This window comes from Alienimonas chondri, assembly GCF_013036045.1.
Classification (GTDB): Bacteria; Planctomycetota; Planctomycetia; order Planctomycetales; family Planctomycetaceae; genus Alienimonas; species Alienimonas chondri.
This window is the reverse complement of record NZ_WTPX01000011.1, coordinates 25,159-38,634: the sequence shown is the minus strand read 5'-3', so window position 1 is coordinate 38,634 and position 13,476 is coordinate 25,159. Positions and strand designations below refer to the sequence as shown.

The window sequence follows — 13,476 nt, the reverse complement described above, 5'->3', positions numbered from 1 at the left end:
CCGATCAGTCCGCCCCAAAGTGCCGATCGATTGCGTGGCGGATCGGATTCGGAAGGCGTCATCTCCGCGAGGAGCCCATTGAATCCCGGATGAACCGCAACGACGCGGACTCAGCTAAGGCAGAACGAGATTTGAACGCGGCGCCTGGACCTCCACCCGCCGTGCCTTGATTCGCACATACGGCGGCAGGAACCGGCCGCGGTGGCCGGCGCTGCCGACGGGGGCTTGCGGGTCGGCGTGATTCGGTTCGGTCAGGTCTTCGATCACGAAGCCGGCGGCGCACAGGTCGCCGACCAGGTGTCGCCAGGTGTGCAGATACTCCGCACAGCCGGCTTCCCGCAGGCCGGCGGCGCGGGTGTGGGCGTCCGGGTCGGGCAGGCGTCGGTTCTCCGTGCCGTCGGTTCGATAGTACTCCGCGCCGAGCCGGTAGCCGCCGTCGGGCAATGGGCCGAAGCATTGCAGGCTCGCCGGCTGTTTGTGCTGCACGATGTATAGTCCCCCAGGCTTCAATACGCGGGCGACGCCGGCGTAGACCGCGGAGAGGTCCGGCACATAGCAGGCGCTGACGGGTTGATGGACGAGGTCGAACGGCGCCCCCGGCAGGTCGGGCAGGGCGGCCATGTCCACGCGCATCGGCGTGATGAGCGATTCAAACCCGCGACGGGCCGCCTCCCGCCGGTCGAGATCCAGCATCGCTTCGGAGAGGTCCACCACCGTCACCCGGCAGCCGAGCGCCGCATACAGCACGCTCTGCCAACCGCCGCCGGCGGCGAGGCACAGCACATGCTTCCCCGACAGATCCGCCGGCAGCCAGCCGCGGGCGTCGAGCGTCGCTCGGGGGTCCGCGATTTGCGCATCGGTGGCGACGCGGGCGAACCCGCTGCCCTCACGAGCCAATCGATCCCAGGCGGCGGCGTTCCGGGGGAGGTGCGTCACCCCTCCGACGAAGACTTGTCGGACGGTTTGGACGACAGGGCCAGGGCCGCGGCGTATCGCACCGGGTCGTCGGCCTCTTTCGCAGCGTCGGCGAGGGCGTCCAGCCGATCGCAGTCCCGGCAGAGCGAAGCGAAGGAGAACCCGGAGTCCTCCATATCCCGTAGTTCCTTGCGGGCGAGTTCGACCGCCCGGTCCGTCTCGCCGCAGCGGCGGAGCAGGGCGACCAACTCCATCGCGGCGAGCGGACGATCGTTCGCGTCCGCGGCCTCCAACTGCTTTTCGAAGTAGCGGAACGCCTCGTCGCGGCCGCGCCCGGCCAACGCGGCAAGGTAGCGAAGGTGCGAGGGATAGAAGTCCGTGAACGGCGCCCGGCCGGGGTATTGCAGCGTCGGGTCGAGCTTCGCCCCGTACTCGGCCAGTTCAACGACGTTCTCGAAGGAGGGATGCTTGGGTTCCAGTTCGCGGCCGTTACGGACGACCGCCTGCAGGTGCGACACATCCGTGTGGTAGGACATGTCCGCCATCAGCCACGGGCGCCCGGCGAGCAGCGGACGCAGCGATTCGTTCCCCTCGGGAATCTCGCCGCCGGAGGGGTGAGCGGTGATCTCCGCGGCGACGTTCGCCCGTAATTCGGCGTGCAGGTGCTCCGCGAGCACCGCGGCCACGTCGGCCCGTTCGTCCGACTTGAACCGGTTCCAAAGCGTGTCGACCGACGTCACCGTGTTGCACGTCCCGCGGCCGGCGAGCATCAGCTTCACGCCCAATTCCGGGTGCACGCCCTCCTGAAGCGCGATCGCGGTCAGCAGTTCGAGCCGTTCCTCGTCGGCGTCCGGGCCGACGAAGTCGTTCGTATCGACCTCGTCCAGATAGGGACGCAGCAACTCCGGCTCGCCGATGGTGCGGGCGTAGTCGTAGGCCCGATCGAGGCGTCCGACGTCCGCGTGCCGGCCGACCACCTCGCGGGCCGCGGCGAGATACGCCTTTTCGAACTCCTCGGACCGTTCTTCCGGCACGCCGTCGAACGTCGAGGCCCGCACGGACGGCGCCCCGAGGTCGCGTTTTGCCTGTAACAGCAGCGCGTCGAACAGCAGATCCGGCTCGTCCGCATCGCGGAGGCGCGTCACGAGTTCATCGAGAACGCGGTCCGGCGGAGCGTCGGCGAGAGCGTCGAAGAGGGCGGCATGGTCGGACATGTCCGTCATTCTATCCGCAGACGGTTCGCTTCGCCGGGTCAGGCTCCCGGTTCAGACTCGACCGGCCGGGTCAGACCTTCAGCAACGGCGCCACCTCGCCTTTGCGGGAGAACGTTGCGATGAGCGTTTCCCGATCCAGATGATGCCCCAACACCGCCCGGGGGGCGGGGGAGGCGTCCGTGCGACGGTAGATCAGCAGGTGATGTCCGCCCCCGATCCGCAGTCGGTGGGCGCCGGCGTGGGCCGCGGTCAGTCGCCGACGGTTTTCGGTGACGGTCAGCGGGCGCCATTCGGCCGCGTCCTCTTCCCGCCAGCGGTCCCAGTCGAACGCGATCGGGGAGACCAGCCCGCCGCGGGAAGCGTGGCGAACCGTCAGGATGTCGTCGTCGACCGTGATCGATCCGACGTCCGTCCCGCCGGGGTGTTGAGGCAGCGCCAGCGGGAAGACTCTCGCTCGCTGCCAGTTCTTCTTGCCGCCGAATAGGCGGGCTTCGCGGGTCTCGGGGGCGACTCCGCCGGAGATTCCCGCGGCGATGGGCAGCGTCATCGTGTGTTCGATCGGAACCGTTTCGTCTCGATGCGCGCCGGACAGACGGACCGCGTCCGAGAGCGCCGCGAACCCGCCGCCGCGCGGCAGGAAGGCTTGCCGTTCGACGGTCGCGGGCCCGGCGGAGGACTCGCCGGACCATTGCAGTTCGAGGAATTCGCCCTCGTCGTCCGCATGATGGCAGAGGCAGGACCACCCGGCCGAAAGGTCCAACGCCTCGCCCGCGATCGACACGCTCACGCCCCAATCGCCGCTGAACATGCGGCGGCCCTTCGCCCGCAGCTCGACCGACATCCGCCCGTCCGGCCACGCCAACGCGATCGCATCGGCGGTCCGCTTCCAACTCGTTCGCAGCAAACCGACCGCGGCGGGATCGGAGAGGAACCCCGGCGCCTCGCTCGCCTTCCACGGGGGAAAGCGCAAACGCCGAGTTCGGTCCGGGGGGAGGGCGGCGAGGAGCTTGGCGACCGGACCGAGCGGGGCGGCGTCCACAAGCTGCCGCAGCGGCTCCGTGATGCGGTTCTCCTTCGCGGAGGGAGCGAACGCCGGCACGCCGCGGCGGTCGCAGAGCGCCGCCAGTCGCCTGACCAGCGGGACGAGATCCTCGCCGTCGACTTCCTCAGCGAGTCCCGGCGCCCATTGCGGCGCATCGGCCAAACGGGCGGCGAGCGGCGTGCCGTCCGGGGCGACGTCCTGATCCCAGTCGAATGCGGCGGCGGGTCGAATCGTGGCGGCTCCCATCCTGCGGGATCGTACCGTCGGCGTCCGGCGTTAGAATGCCGGCTCGTCCTCCTCGTCGCGTTCGCCCCCCCGACCACTCATGCGAATCGTTGCCGGGAAGTACAAGCGGCGGAGTCTGTTGCCCCCCGCGGGCGAGCAAACCCGTCCCATCACCGACCGGGCGAAGGAGCAACTCTTCGAGAATCTCGGCGGCGAACTGGACGGCCGGCGGGCATTGGACGCCTTCGCCGGCACCGGCACGATCGGCCTGGAGGCGCTCTCCCGCGGCGCCGCCCGGTGCGTGTTCCTGGAGATGGACAAACGCACGCACGGCTTGCTCGGCGAGAACGTCGCGAAGCTCGGGGCCAAGGATCTCAGCATCGTCTGGCGGGTGGACATCCTCCGCACCAGTTTTCGTCCGCGGGACTCCGAGGGGTTCCTCCCCTACGACCTGCTGTTCTTCGATCCGCCTTACAAGATGGCGACCGGCATCACGCCGGGTCGTCCGCTCTACAAGAGCCTGCAACGGGTCGCCCGGCCGGAGTTGTGCGCCGCGGACGCGGAACTGATTCTGCGGGTGCCCGTACACGACGACGTCACTCCCCCGCCGGAGTGGACGATGTATCGCGAACTCCGGGTCGGCGGGATGAAGTTTTTGATGTGCGATCGCGCCCCGTTCGATGCGGATGCGGCGCAGGAAGGGACCGATGCCGAATCGTCCCAGGGCGAAGAGGAATGAAGGCGATGGGCGGGTCGTAAGGACCGCGCCCAGCGGACGTGAGGCCGCGGGCGGGTCGACGCGGGCGGGTGGCGCCGGACAATGGTACGCTGCCGCGTCTGCCCCGACGTTTCGGGGCGGTTTCCCCGTTCTCCCCCCGTTGATCTCGCCGCCGTCATGCCGGTCCCGGTCGTTTGCCCGGAGTGCGCCAAGAAGCTGAAGGCCCCGGACAAGGCCCGCGGCAAGGCGTTGAAGTGCCCGAGCTGCGGCGGTCGCGTGCCGGTGCCCGCGGGCGATTCCGCGGCCGGCGCCGGGCAGACCTCGAAGCCGCGACGGAAGAAGTCGCAGCGGCGCGAACCGGTCGCCGCGGCGGGCGGCGGAACCGGCGAGTTCCTCGTCGGTCTGGATCTTTCCCGGGCCGAAGACCACGAAACGGAGGTCTGCCCGCGCTGCGGGACGATGATCGAGGAAGAAGAGGGCGTCGCCCCGCCGCAGGAGTGCCCGAAATGCGGCGCCGACCTGCTGACCGGCGGGAAGGGGGCGACGGCGAGACGCAAGGACCGCTTCAAGGACCGCGGCGAAGATCCGAAGGTTTACTATTCAAAAGCGCCCGGCGACGCCCTGACGTTTCTGAAGAAGAACGTCGACGTCGGCGTCCGGCTGAGTCTGCTCACCCTGTTCGCCTCGGCGATCGCGTGCGTGTGCTGGATTCTCGTCATCTACTGCGCGAATACCCCGCCGAAGATGTTCTGGGGCCTGCCGGCGGTGGTGGGGACGCTGTTCATCCCCGGTTGCCTGTGGGTGTTGCAGGAAGCGGTCACCGGGCTGACCTTCGACGGCAAACAGAAATTCAAACGGTTTCGATTCGACGCCCTCGACTGCGTCTCCAAGGCGCCGCGGATGGTCGTGTGGGCGGCGGTCGCCGTCTGGCCGATGACGGTGCTGGACCTGATCGCGTTCGCCGCCTGGCTGGCGATGGGCCTGTCCCCGGCGATCCTCGCGGCCTCGCTGGCGCTGCACGCGGTCGTCGCGTTTCTGTTTTGGCCGGCGGGGCTGGGACATATGGCGATGCCCGTGTCCGGGCCGGGCTGGAACTTCTTGAAGGTGGCCTCCGGGACGGCGAAGAACCTCGGCCCGGTGCTCTTCTGGGCGGCGCTGACCTTCGCGGCGTTCCTGCCCTTCTTGGCGGTGGCCGGTGGAACCGCCGCGCTGTCCGGGAATCGCGTCTCCGGCGCCGTCAACGCCATGCAGGCGAACGCCGCTGTCTATCGAGCCGCCGCCGCGGAGGCCGCGGAGGCCAAAAAGGATGAGGTCAGAGTCGACGAGGGATCGCTGGCGACGATTGATTGGACGGCGTTCATGATCCCGGGCGTCGCCCTGATCCCGCTGGCCTTTCTGTTCGGTTTCGCGGCCGTCTACGCCTCCCGCCCGGCGGGACTGCTGGCGAAGATGTTCCGCCCGAGCCTCGGCCTGATCACGCTGGCCAAGGAGAAGAAATACGTTCCGAAGACGAAACGGCGGAGCGAGCTGGACGACCTCGACGAGCCGGAGGGCGAGGGCATGACGTGGGGCGGCGTCGGGCTGGCGCTGGTCTTAGCATTGGTCGTCGGGGCCGTCGGCGGATTTGCCTATTCGATGCTCGGCGAGAACGTCGGGATCGCGTCGGGCATCGGCAAGGGGATCTTCTGGGGAGGGTGGCTGCTGGGGTTGATCGCGGGCCTGATCCTTCTCTCCGCCGCGTTCAAAGAGAGCATCGTCTGGGGATTGGCCTACATCTTCGTCCCAGTCGCCGGACTGATTTTCATCGTGATGCACTGGGAACAAACGAAGCATGCATTTGTCATGAACGTCGGCTCCGTGGTCATCGCAATCGGCGGGTTAGTCCTCGCGATCGCGACGGGCGGCGATATGCCGTTCATCTTCGCGGAATAGCGCACCGCATCCGCACCCTATACTCGACTCGCACGTCGCTCCCCCATGGCCGTCAAGGATCTGTTCGCCGACAGCACGATGTCCTTCGGGGAGCACCTCGAAGCGCTGCGGGGGCACCTGGCCCGGTGCGTCATCTATCTGCTGGTCGCCTGCATTCCGGCGGCGTACCTCGCCGAGGACGTGCTGGACCTCGCCACGCGGCCGATCAACAACGCGCTGAAGCAGTACGTCCCCGGGGACGAAAAGCTCGCCACCGGCGAGGAGATCGTCGGCGGCGGGTTCTGGGAAAACATCAAGCTGATGTTCGCCGGCGACCCGCTGCTTGAAGAATCCGAGGCCGAGGAGCCGGACAAGCGGCCCTCCAATGTGGTCTATGTGACGATCCAGCGGGCCGATCTGCAGGCGGCTCTCGAGGGACCGGACGACGAACCGGTTCGGCTCACGCTCACCTCGGAGCAGTTCCGGGCGTTGGACGGGCGCTCGAACCTCTCGAACGGTCTCGTCACGAACGAGCTGATCGGGCCGTTCATGATCTATATCAAGGCGATCCTGGTCACGGCGTTCACCTTCGCCAGCCCGCTGATCTTCTGGGAGATGTGGATGTTCGTCGGGGCGGGGCTGTACTCCCACGAGCGCAAGTACGTGTACCTCTATCTGCCGATCAGCCTCGGGCTGTTCTTCGCCGGGGCGGCGTTCTGCTTCACGGTCGTGTTCCAGTTCGTGCTGCCGTTCCTGCTGAGCTTCAACGATCTGGTCGAGACGGTCCCGCTGATCGACGCCAGCAAGTGGTTCAGCTTCGCCCTGATGCTGCCGGCGATGTTCGGACTGAGCTTCCAACTGCCGCTGGTGATGCTCGCCCTGAACCGATTGGGCATCGTGGAGACCGACTTCTACCGCCAGAACATCCGCATGGCGATCCTCGTCATCAGCGGGCTGAGCGTGTTGATGACGCCATCGGATCCGGGTTCGATGCTGGCGATGATGATCCCGCTGGTCGGCCTGTACTTCGTGGGCATCTGGATGTGCGAGCACTTCCCCAGCCCCGGCGTCGAAAGCCCCTTCGGCGAGGAAGCGGAGACCCCCTCGAAGCTCGGCGCCTGAGACCGGTTCGCTGCGACGGCGAAGCGAGGTGACGGGATCAGGTGATCGACGCGACGCGCTTCAGCAGCGCCGCGGGGGCAAGCAGGGCGGCCGTGGCCAGCGTCAATGCGGCGCTCTGGGTCGCGGCCATCACGACGAACGCATCGAGCGTGATGATGCTCAGAATCGCGATCCCCACGGCCGGACCGACCACGTTCGGGGCCGGGTTTCGCAGGCCCGCGGCCAAGCGTTGATCGACTGAAAACGCAATCGCCGCGAGCGCGCCCACCGGCAACAGGGCATCCGTCTGAACCCAGTCCTGCGTAAAGAAGGCGTAGGCCAACGTGGCGAAGCCCAGGTTCACCGCGACGAAGCCCGCCGTAAGCAGGTGCTTGTCGCTGGTCGTCGCCTCGCTGCGGGCGTACAGCGTCACGCCGCCGACGTAACAACCCATCGCCAGCGCGACGGTCCACACGCCGGAGTGATCGAGGAAGGGCAGGGCGCTGGCGCCGAGGATCAGGTTCGTCGCCCGGCAGGCGCCCATCGTCGGGCAGGCCAGCAACGTCCGCTTGAGCGGTCCGTCATAGAGGAGCACGAAGAGGGCGACGGCGGAAGCGACCAGGCCGCTCCGCAAGGCGTTCCCCGCCAGCGCGCCGCCGAGGAACCCCAGCGCGACGCCCGCGATCAGCAGTCCAAAGCCGAGCATCGCGGCGTGCTTCGGATTGATCTCCCCCGCGGGGATCGGGCGATCGGACCGCTCGGCGGCGTCGCGGGTGCGGTCGAACCAGTCGTTCAACACCATCCCGCCGGCGTACAGGCAGACCCCGGACCCGACCAGCGCCGCCAGCGGTTGCCAGGGCGTCCAGTCGCTATGCACGATCGAGAACCCGGCCAGCACGTCCGCCGGGGCCGTGAACAGGGCGGGCAGCCGCACGAGCCGCAGCCAGGGGCGCACCCTCGACGGCGAACCGGCGTTCGACTTCGCCGCCGGTTTGGCGGACGGACTGGTCGCGGCTTTCGTCACGAGGACAGTTCTCCCAGCTTCGCCGCAACCCAGGCCGACAGGTCGCCCTGCACCTTGGCGAGCGTCGCGTCCGTCGATTCTTTGACGGCCGGCAACCGATCGGCGTCCGACACGGCCGCGTTGGCGAAGGTGTAAAACTTGATCTTCGGCTCGGTCCCGCTGGGCCGCACGGCGACCCGCACCGCGGCCGATCCGCCGGGGTCGCTTTGGAAGATCATCAGGTTGCCGTCCGGTTCGGGCAGCGCTTCGGTCCGCTCGTTGCCGGGCAGCGACCGTACTTCGTGGTCCTCGTAATCGAAGACCTTCGCCAGTTCGATCCCGCCCAGGGAGGTCGGCGGATCGCTGCGGAAGGCGGCCATCAGCTTCGCGGTCGTTTCCCGTCCGCCGCTGCCGGGCAGCTTCTCGCTGAACTGTCCCTCGGCGTGATAGCCGTGCTCGATGAACAGCTCGTCCAGTCGATCGTGCAGCGTCTTGCCGCCGGACTTCAGGCTCGCGGCGAGTTCCATGATGTAGAGCGCGGCGACCGCGGCGTCTTTATCGCGAGCGTACTGCCCGGCGAGGTACCCCAGCGATTCCTCCGCCCCGAACAGGAAGGAGTCCGGGCCCTCCTGATCCATCTTCTGGCCGATATATTTGAAGCCGACCAGCAGGTCGTCGATCACCTGCACGTCGGCGGCCTTGGCGATCGCGCCGATCAACCGCGTGGTCACCAGCGTCTCGACCACGTAGCCGTTCGCCGGCAGCGTGCCCTGCTGGTGCCGCTTCCGCAGGATGTGGTCGCAGATCAACGCCCCGACGCGGTTTCCGCTGATGTGGAGGTACTCGCCGAAGGCGTTCTTCGCGCAGACGCCGAGGCGGTCGCTGTCCGGGTCGGTGGCGAGAACGAGATCGGCGTCGATCTCCTTCGCCCGTTCGATCGCGGGGCCGTAGACCTCGAGGCGTTCGGGGTTCGGGAAGTTGGCGTCGACGGTGGGGAAGCCGCCGTCGGGGTTCCGCTGCGAATCCAGCAGTTCGACGCCGCGGAAGCCCGCCTGATCCAGCACGGCGAAGACGTTCGTCTCGCCCACGCCGTGCAGGGAGGTGTAGACCGCGGTGACGTCCCGGTTGCTGGAGAGGCTGAGGTCCGCGACGGCATCGACGTAGGCGGAATCAATCTCTTCGCCGATCACCTCGATCAGCCCGTCGTCGACGGCCCGGTCGAAATCGAGCGTCGGGATCTCCGTACTGGCGTACACGGCGTCGATGATCCCGCGGTCGTGCGGGGGGAGCACCTGAGCACCGTCGTCCCAATACGCTTTGAAGCCGTTGTCCGAGGGCGGATTGTGACTGGCCGAGACGACCACGCCGGCGTCGCAGTTCAGTTCGCGGACGGCGAAGGACAACTCCGGCGTGCTGCGAAAGCCGCGGAACATGAAGGTCCGCACGCCGCGGGCCGCCAACGTCGTCGCCGTCAGCCGGGCAAATTCCTCGCTGCGATGGCGGGTGTCGTGGGCGACGGCGGCTTTCAACCCGCCGCGCTTCGCCGCTTTCTCCGGAAACTGCTGGGCCATGTAGCGAGCCAGCCCGTCGGCGCTCTCCGCGACGGTGCGGGGGTTCATCGTCGCGGTGCCGTGGTCGCTCATCCGCCCCCGCCGACCGCCGGTGCCAAAGGGGATCACCTCGAAGTAGAGCGCGTCCAACTCCTGCCAGTCGCCGGCGTCGATCAATGACTGAATCGCCGCGTGACTGCCGGACCGATGCGGGTCGGCCAACGCTTTGGCGACGTTTTGCGCAGCCCCGGCGGACAACTCGCCGTGGTCGACGGCGGCGGAAAGCTCGGGGGACGGGGCGGGGGGCGGAGCGGCGTCGGACACGATTCGAACCTGTAATGAGGCGGCGCGGCGGGAGTGTACCGCAGGACAGGCAATCCCGTCAGCCGCACGCGCCTCGCGTGCCGGCCGTCCGTGACGCTCCCAACGCAGGCGGCTAATCTGCCGTCGCTCGCCTCGCAGGAACCCGCTCATGCCCCGCCCGCTTGCCCTCGCTCTGCTGCTCCTCGCCGGTCCGGCGTTCGCAACCCCGACCGACGACGACGCAGCCCGCCGTCCGAACGTCCTGCTGATCCTCACGGACGATCAGGGTTGGGGCGATATCCACTCGCACGGCAACGAAAAGCTCGACACGCCGAACCTCGACCGGCTCGCCGACGAGGGCGCCCGGTTCGAGCGGTTCTTCGTTAGCCCCGTCTGCGCCCCGACGCGCGCGGCGATGCTCACCGGCCGCTACAGCCTGCGGTGCGGCGTCCACGGCGTGACCCGCGGCCACGAAGCGATGCGGCCGGGCGAGGTCACGATCGCGGAGCTGTTGCAGGACGCGGGCTACCGCACCGGTTGCTTCGGCAAATGGCACAACGGCGCCCACGCTCGCACCAACCCGTACGGACAGGGGTTTGACGAGTTCGCCGGCTTCACCGCCGGTCACTGGAATAACTACTTCGACCCGCTCCTGCCGTACCCGCCGAAGCACGCCGCGACCCGAGTCGAACCCGCCGCCCCGGACGGGCCGCAGCGGTCCGAAGGCTATATCGCCGATATCTTCACCGACGCGGCGCTCCGCTTCATCGGGGATCGTTCCACCGACGCGAGCGAAGCGGCGCCGTGGTTCTGCTACGTCCCGTACAACACGCCGCACTGGCCGCCGCAGGTCTCCGAGGAGCTGTTCGCGAAGTACGTCGACCGCGGCTTCGACACCGAAACCGCCGCGGCCTACGCGATGGTGGAGAACATCGACCGCAACGTCGGTCGATTAACCGCCGCCCTGGAGCAGTGGGGGATGGCGGAGGACACGATCGTGCTGTTCCTCACGGACAACGGCCCCAACGGCAAACGCTACAACGGGCACATGCTCGGCCGGAAAGGCTCCGCCCACGAAGGCGGCGTGCGGGTGCCTCTGTTCGTCCGCTATCCCCGGATCGTGGCGCCGGAAGTCGTGGTTCGGCAGAACGCCGCTCACATCGATCTGCTCCCGACGCTGTGCGAGTTGTGCGGGGTGGAACCGCCGCAGGACCGCGTACTCGACGGGCGGAGTTTGCTGCCCATCCTCAACGGCGACGTGCCCGGCGATCCGCCGTGGGAAGATCGGCAACTGTTCACCTTCAAGGACTGGCGAGGCACGCCGAACGGCGAGCGCGGCGCCGTCCGTACCGACCGCTGGCGTTGCGTGCGGGAAGGGAAGCGCTGGGAGCTGTTCGACATGCACGCCGACCCCGGCCAGACGACGGACGTCAGCGACCAGTTTCCCAAAGTTCGAGACGACTTGGCCGAAGCGTTCGCGGCGAAGTGGGCGGAGGTGACCGCTGACGGCTTCGATCCGGTCCCGACGCTGCTGACATCCGAAATCGGCGCCACGCTGCCGGCTCACGAAGCGGAACTGCGGCCGGCTATCGGAGAGGGGATCCGGTACGTCGGCCCGAACGGTTGGGCGAACGACTGGATCCTCGGCTGGGAGGACGCCGACGCCTTCGCGGAATGGCCGATCGAGATTGAAGGCGGAGACCACCGTTACGACGTCGAGATCCTCTTCGCGGCGACGTCGGAGCAGGTCGGTTCGACCTTCGCGGTTGAAGTCGGCTCGATGGGCGAGGTCCGCGGAACCGTGGAGCGTGCTTTCGATCCGCCGCTCTATCCGTCCCCGGATCGCTTCACGCGACCGGAGGCGTACGAGAAGCCGTGGGCGACGCTGAACCTTGGGACGGTCCTCCTCCGCGAGGGAACCGAAACCCTGCGTTTGAAGGCGATCAAGAAGCCTGGGGAGACGATGCCGGAAGTGAAAGCCGTGCGGCTGCGGCCCGTGTCGGTCGGGAGTCCGCATTAGGGCATTTGAGTCAGGCCATCAGAGGCGTCCCCCCGCCCCGATCAGGCGACAGGGAATCGCCCCGGTCCTCCGTGGCGGGGCGCCGGATAGACTGTCTGAACGGCCGAACACGCGACCCGCTGCCGGGGTCGGCCGAGACCGCCAGGGCTGAATCTCTCGCCCCCGGCCCCACAAAACACGGCGGGTTCGGAAGCTTCGTTCCTCATGCGTATCGGCTATCTCTCGACCTACCCGCCGGCGGAGTGCGGGATTGCGACCTACACCCAATACCTGCGGGAGTCGCTCGACCCCGCGGCTCACGAATCGTTCGTCATTTGTCAGTCGGGGGGGGCCGGAGAGGGCGTCTTCCCGCTGTGGCACCCGGGCGAGCGGTTCAGCGAGCATGTGTTCGGCACCGCGACGCGAATGACGCCGGATGTGATGCACATCCAGCACGAGTACGGCCTGTTCGGTTCCCAGCACGGCGCGGAGATCGTCGATTTGCTGCTCCGCCTGCGGCTGGCGGAGGTGCCGACGGTCGTCACGCTGCACACGGTCTACGAGACGATCACCGACGCTCAGCGGATGGTTCTGCGACACATCGTCGAGGACGCCTCCGCGATCGTCGTGCATGAGGACTATCAAAAGGCCACGCTTGATCGGGAGTTCGGTCGGCCGGAGAAGGTGCACGTGATCGAACACGGCATCCGCGAGGTTCGCCCCGTCCCGAACGCCAAGCAGCGGTTGGGGTTGGCGGGGAAGAAGGTCGTGCTGATGTGCGGCTACTTCCGCAAGACGAAGGGCTTTGACGAGGCCCTGCGGTTCTTCCCGGAGGTCGCCGAGAACTGCGACGACGCGGTCCTCGTGATGGCCGGCAAAATCCGCGGGACGGAAGCGAAGGACGTGCAAGCGGAGCTGTATGCCGCCCTCGATGAAATGCCGTTCGCCGACCGCGTGAAGTACTTCCGCGGCCAGTTCCCGCAGTACACTCTGGACGCCCTGCTGAGCGCCGCGGATTGCGTGGTGCTGCCGTATCGAACCGGCGCCCAGAGCGGCATGCTCAGTCAGTGCCTCGCCTTCGGCGCCCCGGTCGTGGCCAGCGGCCTCAACGCCTTCCGCGACGTGCTGGAGCGAACCGGCGGCGGGCTGATTTGCGATCACCCGGAAGAATACGGCTCCGCGATTACCCGGGTGCTCACCGAGCCGGAGTTGGTGAACGACATTCGGCAAAGCGGTCGACGCTACATCCGTGAGACCGGCGGGTGGAGCCGCGTCATGGAGCGTCACATGTCCGTGTACGAACCGCTGGTCAGCCCCGCGGGATCACGCGGCGAGTACGCATTCATCCCGGAGCCGAGCGTCGAGAGCCGCGACGCGACGAACTCCTCCTCGCCGGACCATCGGTTTACGTCGCCTTCCAAAGAGCGCGGCTTCCGCGCCCGCGACGGATACCCGGCGCTTGCCGCAAGCCACTGACGAGTCGGTTCCCGGCCCC

At 67.9% G+C, this 13,476-nt stretch carries 10 protein-coding genes; 5 read left to right on the top strand and 5 right to left on the bottom strand.

Going from position 1 to position 13,476, the window contains the following annotated elements; genetic code table 11:
* Nucleotides 1-114: 114 nt before the first annotated feature.
* The 3 genes from LzC2_RS03150 to LzC2_RS03140 form a co-directional block, all read right to left on the bottom strand.
* Nucleotides 115-936, bottom strand: a complete 822-nt coding sequence (locus LzC2_RS03150; protein ID WP_171183661.1) for a class I SAM-dependent methyltransferase — start codon at nucleotides 934-936, stop codon at nucleotides 115-117.
* On the bottom strand, nucleotides 933-2,129 hold the full coding sequence (locus tag LzC2_RS03145) for a hypothetical protein (protein WP_171183660.1): 1,197 nt from the start codon (nucleotides 2,127-2,129) through the stop codon (nucleotides 933-935). The genes LzC2_RS03150 and LzC2_RS03145 overlap by 4 nt, the downstream gene beginning before the upstream one ends.
* 70 nt (nucleotides 2,130-2,199) lie before the next feature.
* Complete coding sequence (locus LzC2_RS03140; protein ID WP_171183659.1) at nucleotides 2,200-3,417, bottom strand: hypothetical protein; 1,218 nt, start codon at nucleotides 3,415-3,417, stop codon at nucleotides 2,200-2,202.
* A 79-nt stretch (nucleotides 3,418-3,496) separates the two neighbouring features.
* On the opposite strand from LzC2_RS03140, the gene LzC2_RS03135 reads away from it, so the two are divergent.
* The 3 genes from LzC2_RS03135 to tatC all read left to right on the top strand — a co-directional run bounded on the left by LzC2_RS03135 (nucleotide 3,497) and on the right by tatC (nucleotide 7,147).
* A complete protein-coding gene (locus LzC2_RS03135) occupies nucleotides 3,497-4,135 on the top strand; it encodes an RsmD family RNA methyltransferase (RefSeq protein ID WP_171183657.1) in 639 nt (212 codons plus the stop codon).
* A gap of 156 nt (nucleotides 4,136-4,291) precedes the next feature.
* Nucleotides 4,292-6,046, top strand: coding sequence for a hypothetical protein (locus LzC2_RS03130; RefSeq protein WP_171183655.1), 1,755 nt, complete (start codon nucleotides 4,292-4,294; stop codon nucleotides 6,044-6,046).
* 45 nt (nucleotides 6,047-6,091) lie between these two features.
* Entirely contained in the window at nucleotides 6,092-7,147 is a 1,056-nt protein-coding gene (gene tatC, locus LzC2_RS03125; RefSeq protein ID WP_171183653.1) for a twin-arginine translocase subunit TatC, read from the top strand.
* 37 nt (nucleotides 7,148-7,184) lie between these two features.
* On the opposite strand, the gene LzC2_RS03120 is transcribed toward tatC, so the two are convergent.
* Nucleotides 7,185-8,150 carry a UbiA family prenyltransferase gene (locus tag LzC2_RS03120; protein WP_171183651.1) on the bottom strand — a complete coding sequence of 322 codons (966 nt, stop codon included), beginning with the start codon at nucleotides 8,148-8,150 and terminating at the stop codon, nucleotides 7,185-7,187.
* Nucleotides 8,147-10,003: a phospho-sugar mutase gene (locus LzC2_RS03115; protein ID WP_171183649.1), complete on the bottom strand. Its 1,857-nt coding sequence runs from the start codon at nucleotides 10,001-10,003 to the stop codon at nucleotides 8,147-8,149. The genes LzC2_RS03120 and LzC2_RS03115 overlap by 4 nt, the downstream gene beginning before the upstream one ends.
* Nucleotides 10,004-10,151: 148 nt before the next feature.
* On the opposite strand from LzC2_RS03115, the gene LzC2_RS03110 reads away from it, so the two are divergent.
* Nucleotides 10,152-12,002, top strand: a complete 1,851-nt coding sequence (locus LzC2_RS03110; RefSeq protein WP_171183647.1) for an arylsulfatase — start codon at nucleotides 10,152-10,154, stop codon at nucleotides 12,000-12,002.
* 204 nt (nucleotides 12,003-12,206) lie between these two features.
* Nucleotides 12,207-13,457, top strand: coding sequence for a glycosyltransferase (locus LzC2_RS03105; protein ID WP_171183645.1), 1,251 nt, complete (start codon nucleotides 12,207-12,209; stop codon nucleotides 13,455-13,457).
* The last annotated feature ends 19 nt before the right edge of the window (nucleotides 13,458-13,476 follow it).

Coding starts and splice junctions, on each gene's coding strand:
- LzC2_RS03140 (WP_171183659.1), bottom strand. CDS start 3,417: ATGGGAGCCGCCACGATTCGACCCGCCGCCGCATTCGACTGGGATCAG.
- LzC2_RS03110 (WP_171183647.1), top strand. CDS start 10,152: ATGCCCCGCCCGCTTGCCCTCGCTCTGCTGCTCCTCGCCGGTCCGGCG.
- tatC (WP_171183653.1), top strand. CDS start 6,092: ATGGCCGTCAAGGATCTGTTCGCCGACAGCACGATGTCCTTCGGGGAG.
- LzC2_RS03145 (WP_171183660.1), bottom strand. CDS start 2,129: ATGTCCGACCATGCCGCCCTCTTCGACGCTCTCGCCGACGCTCCGCCG.
- LzC2_RS03130 (WP_171183655.1), top strand. CDS start 4,292: ATGCCGGTCCCGGTCGTTTGCCCGGAGTGCGCCAAGAAGCTGAAGGCC.
- LzC2_RS03135 (WP_171183657.1), top strand. CDS start 3,497: ATGCGAATCGTTGCCGGGAAGTACAAGCGGCGGAGTCTGTTGCCCCCC.
- LzC2_RS03105 (WP_171183645.1), top strand. CDS start 12,207: ATGCGTATCGGCTATCTCTCGACCTACCCGCCGGCGGAGTGCGGGATT.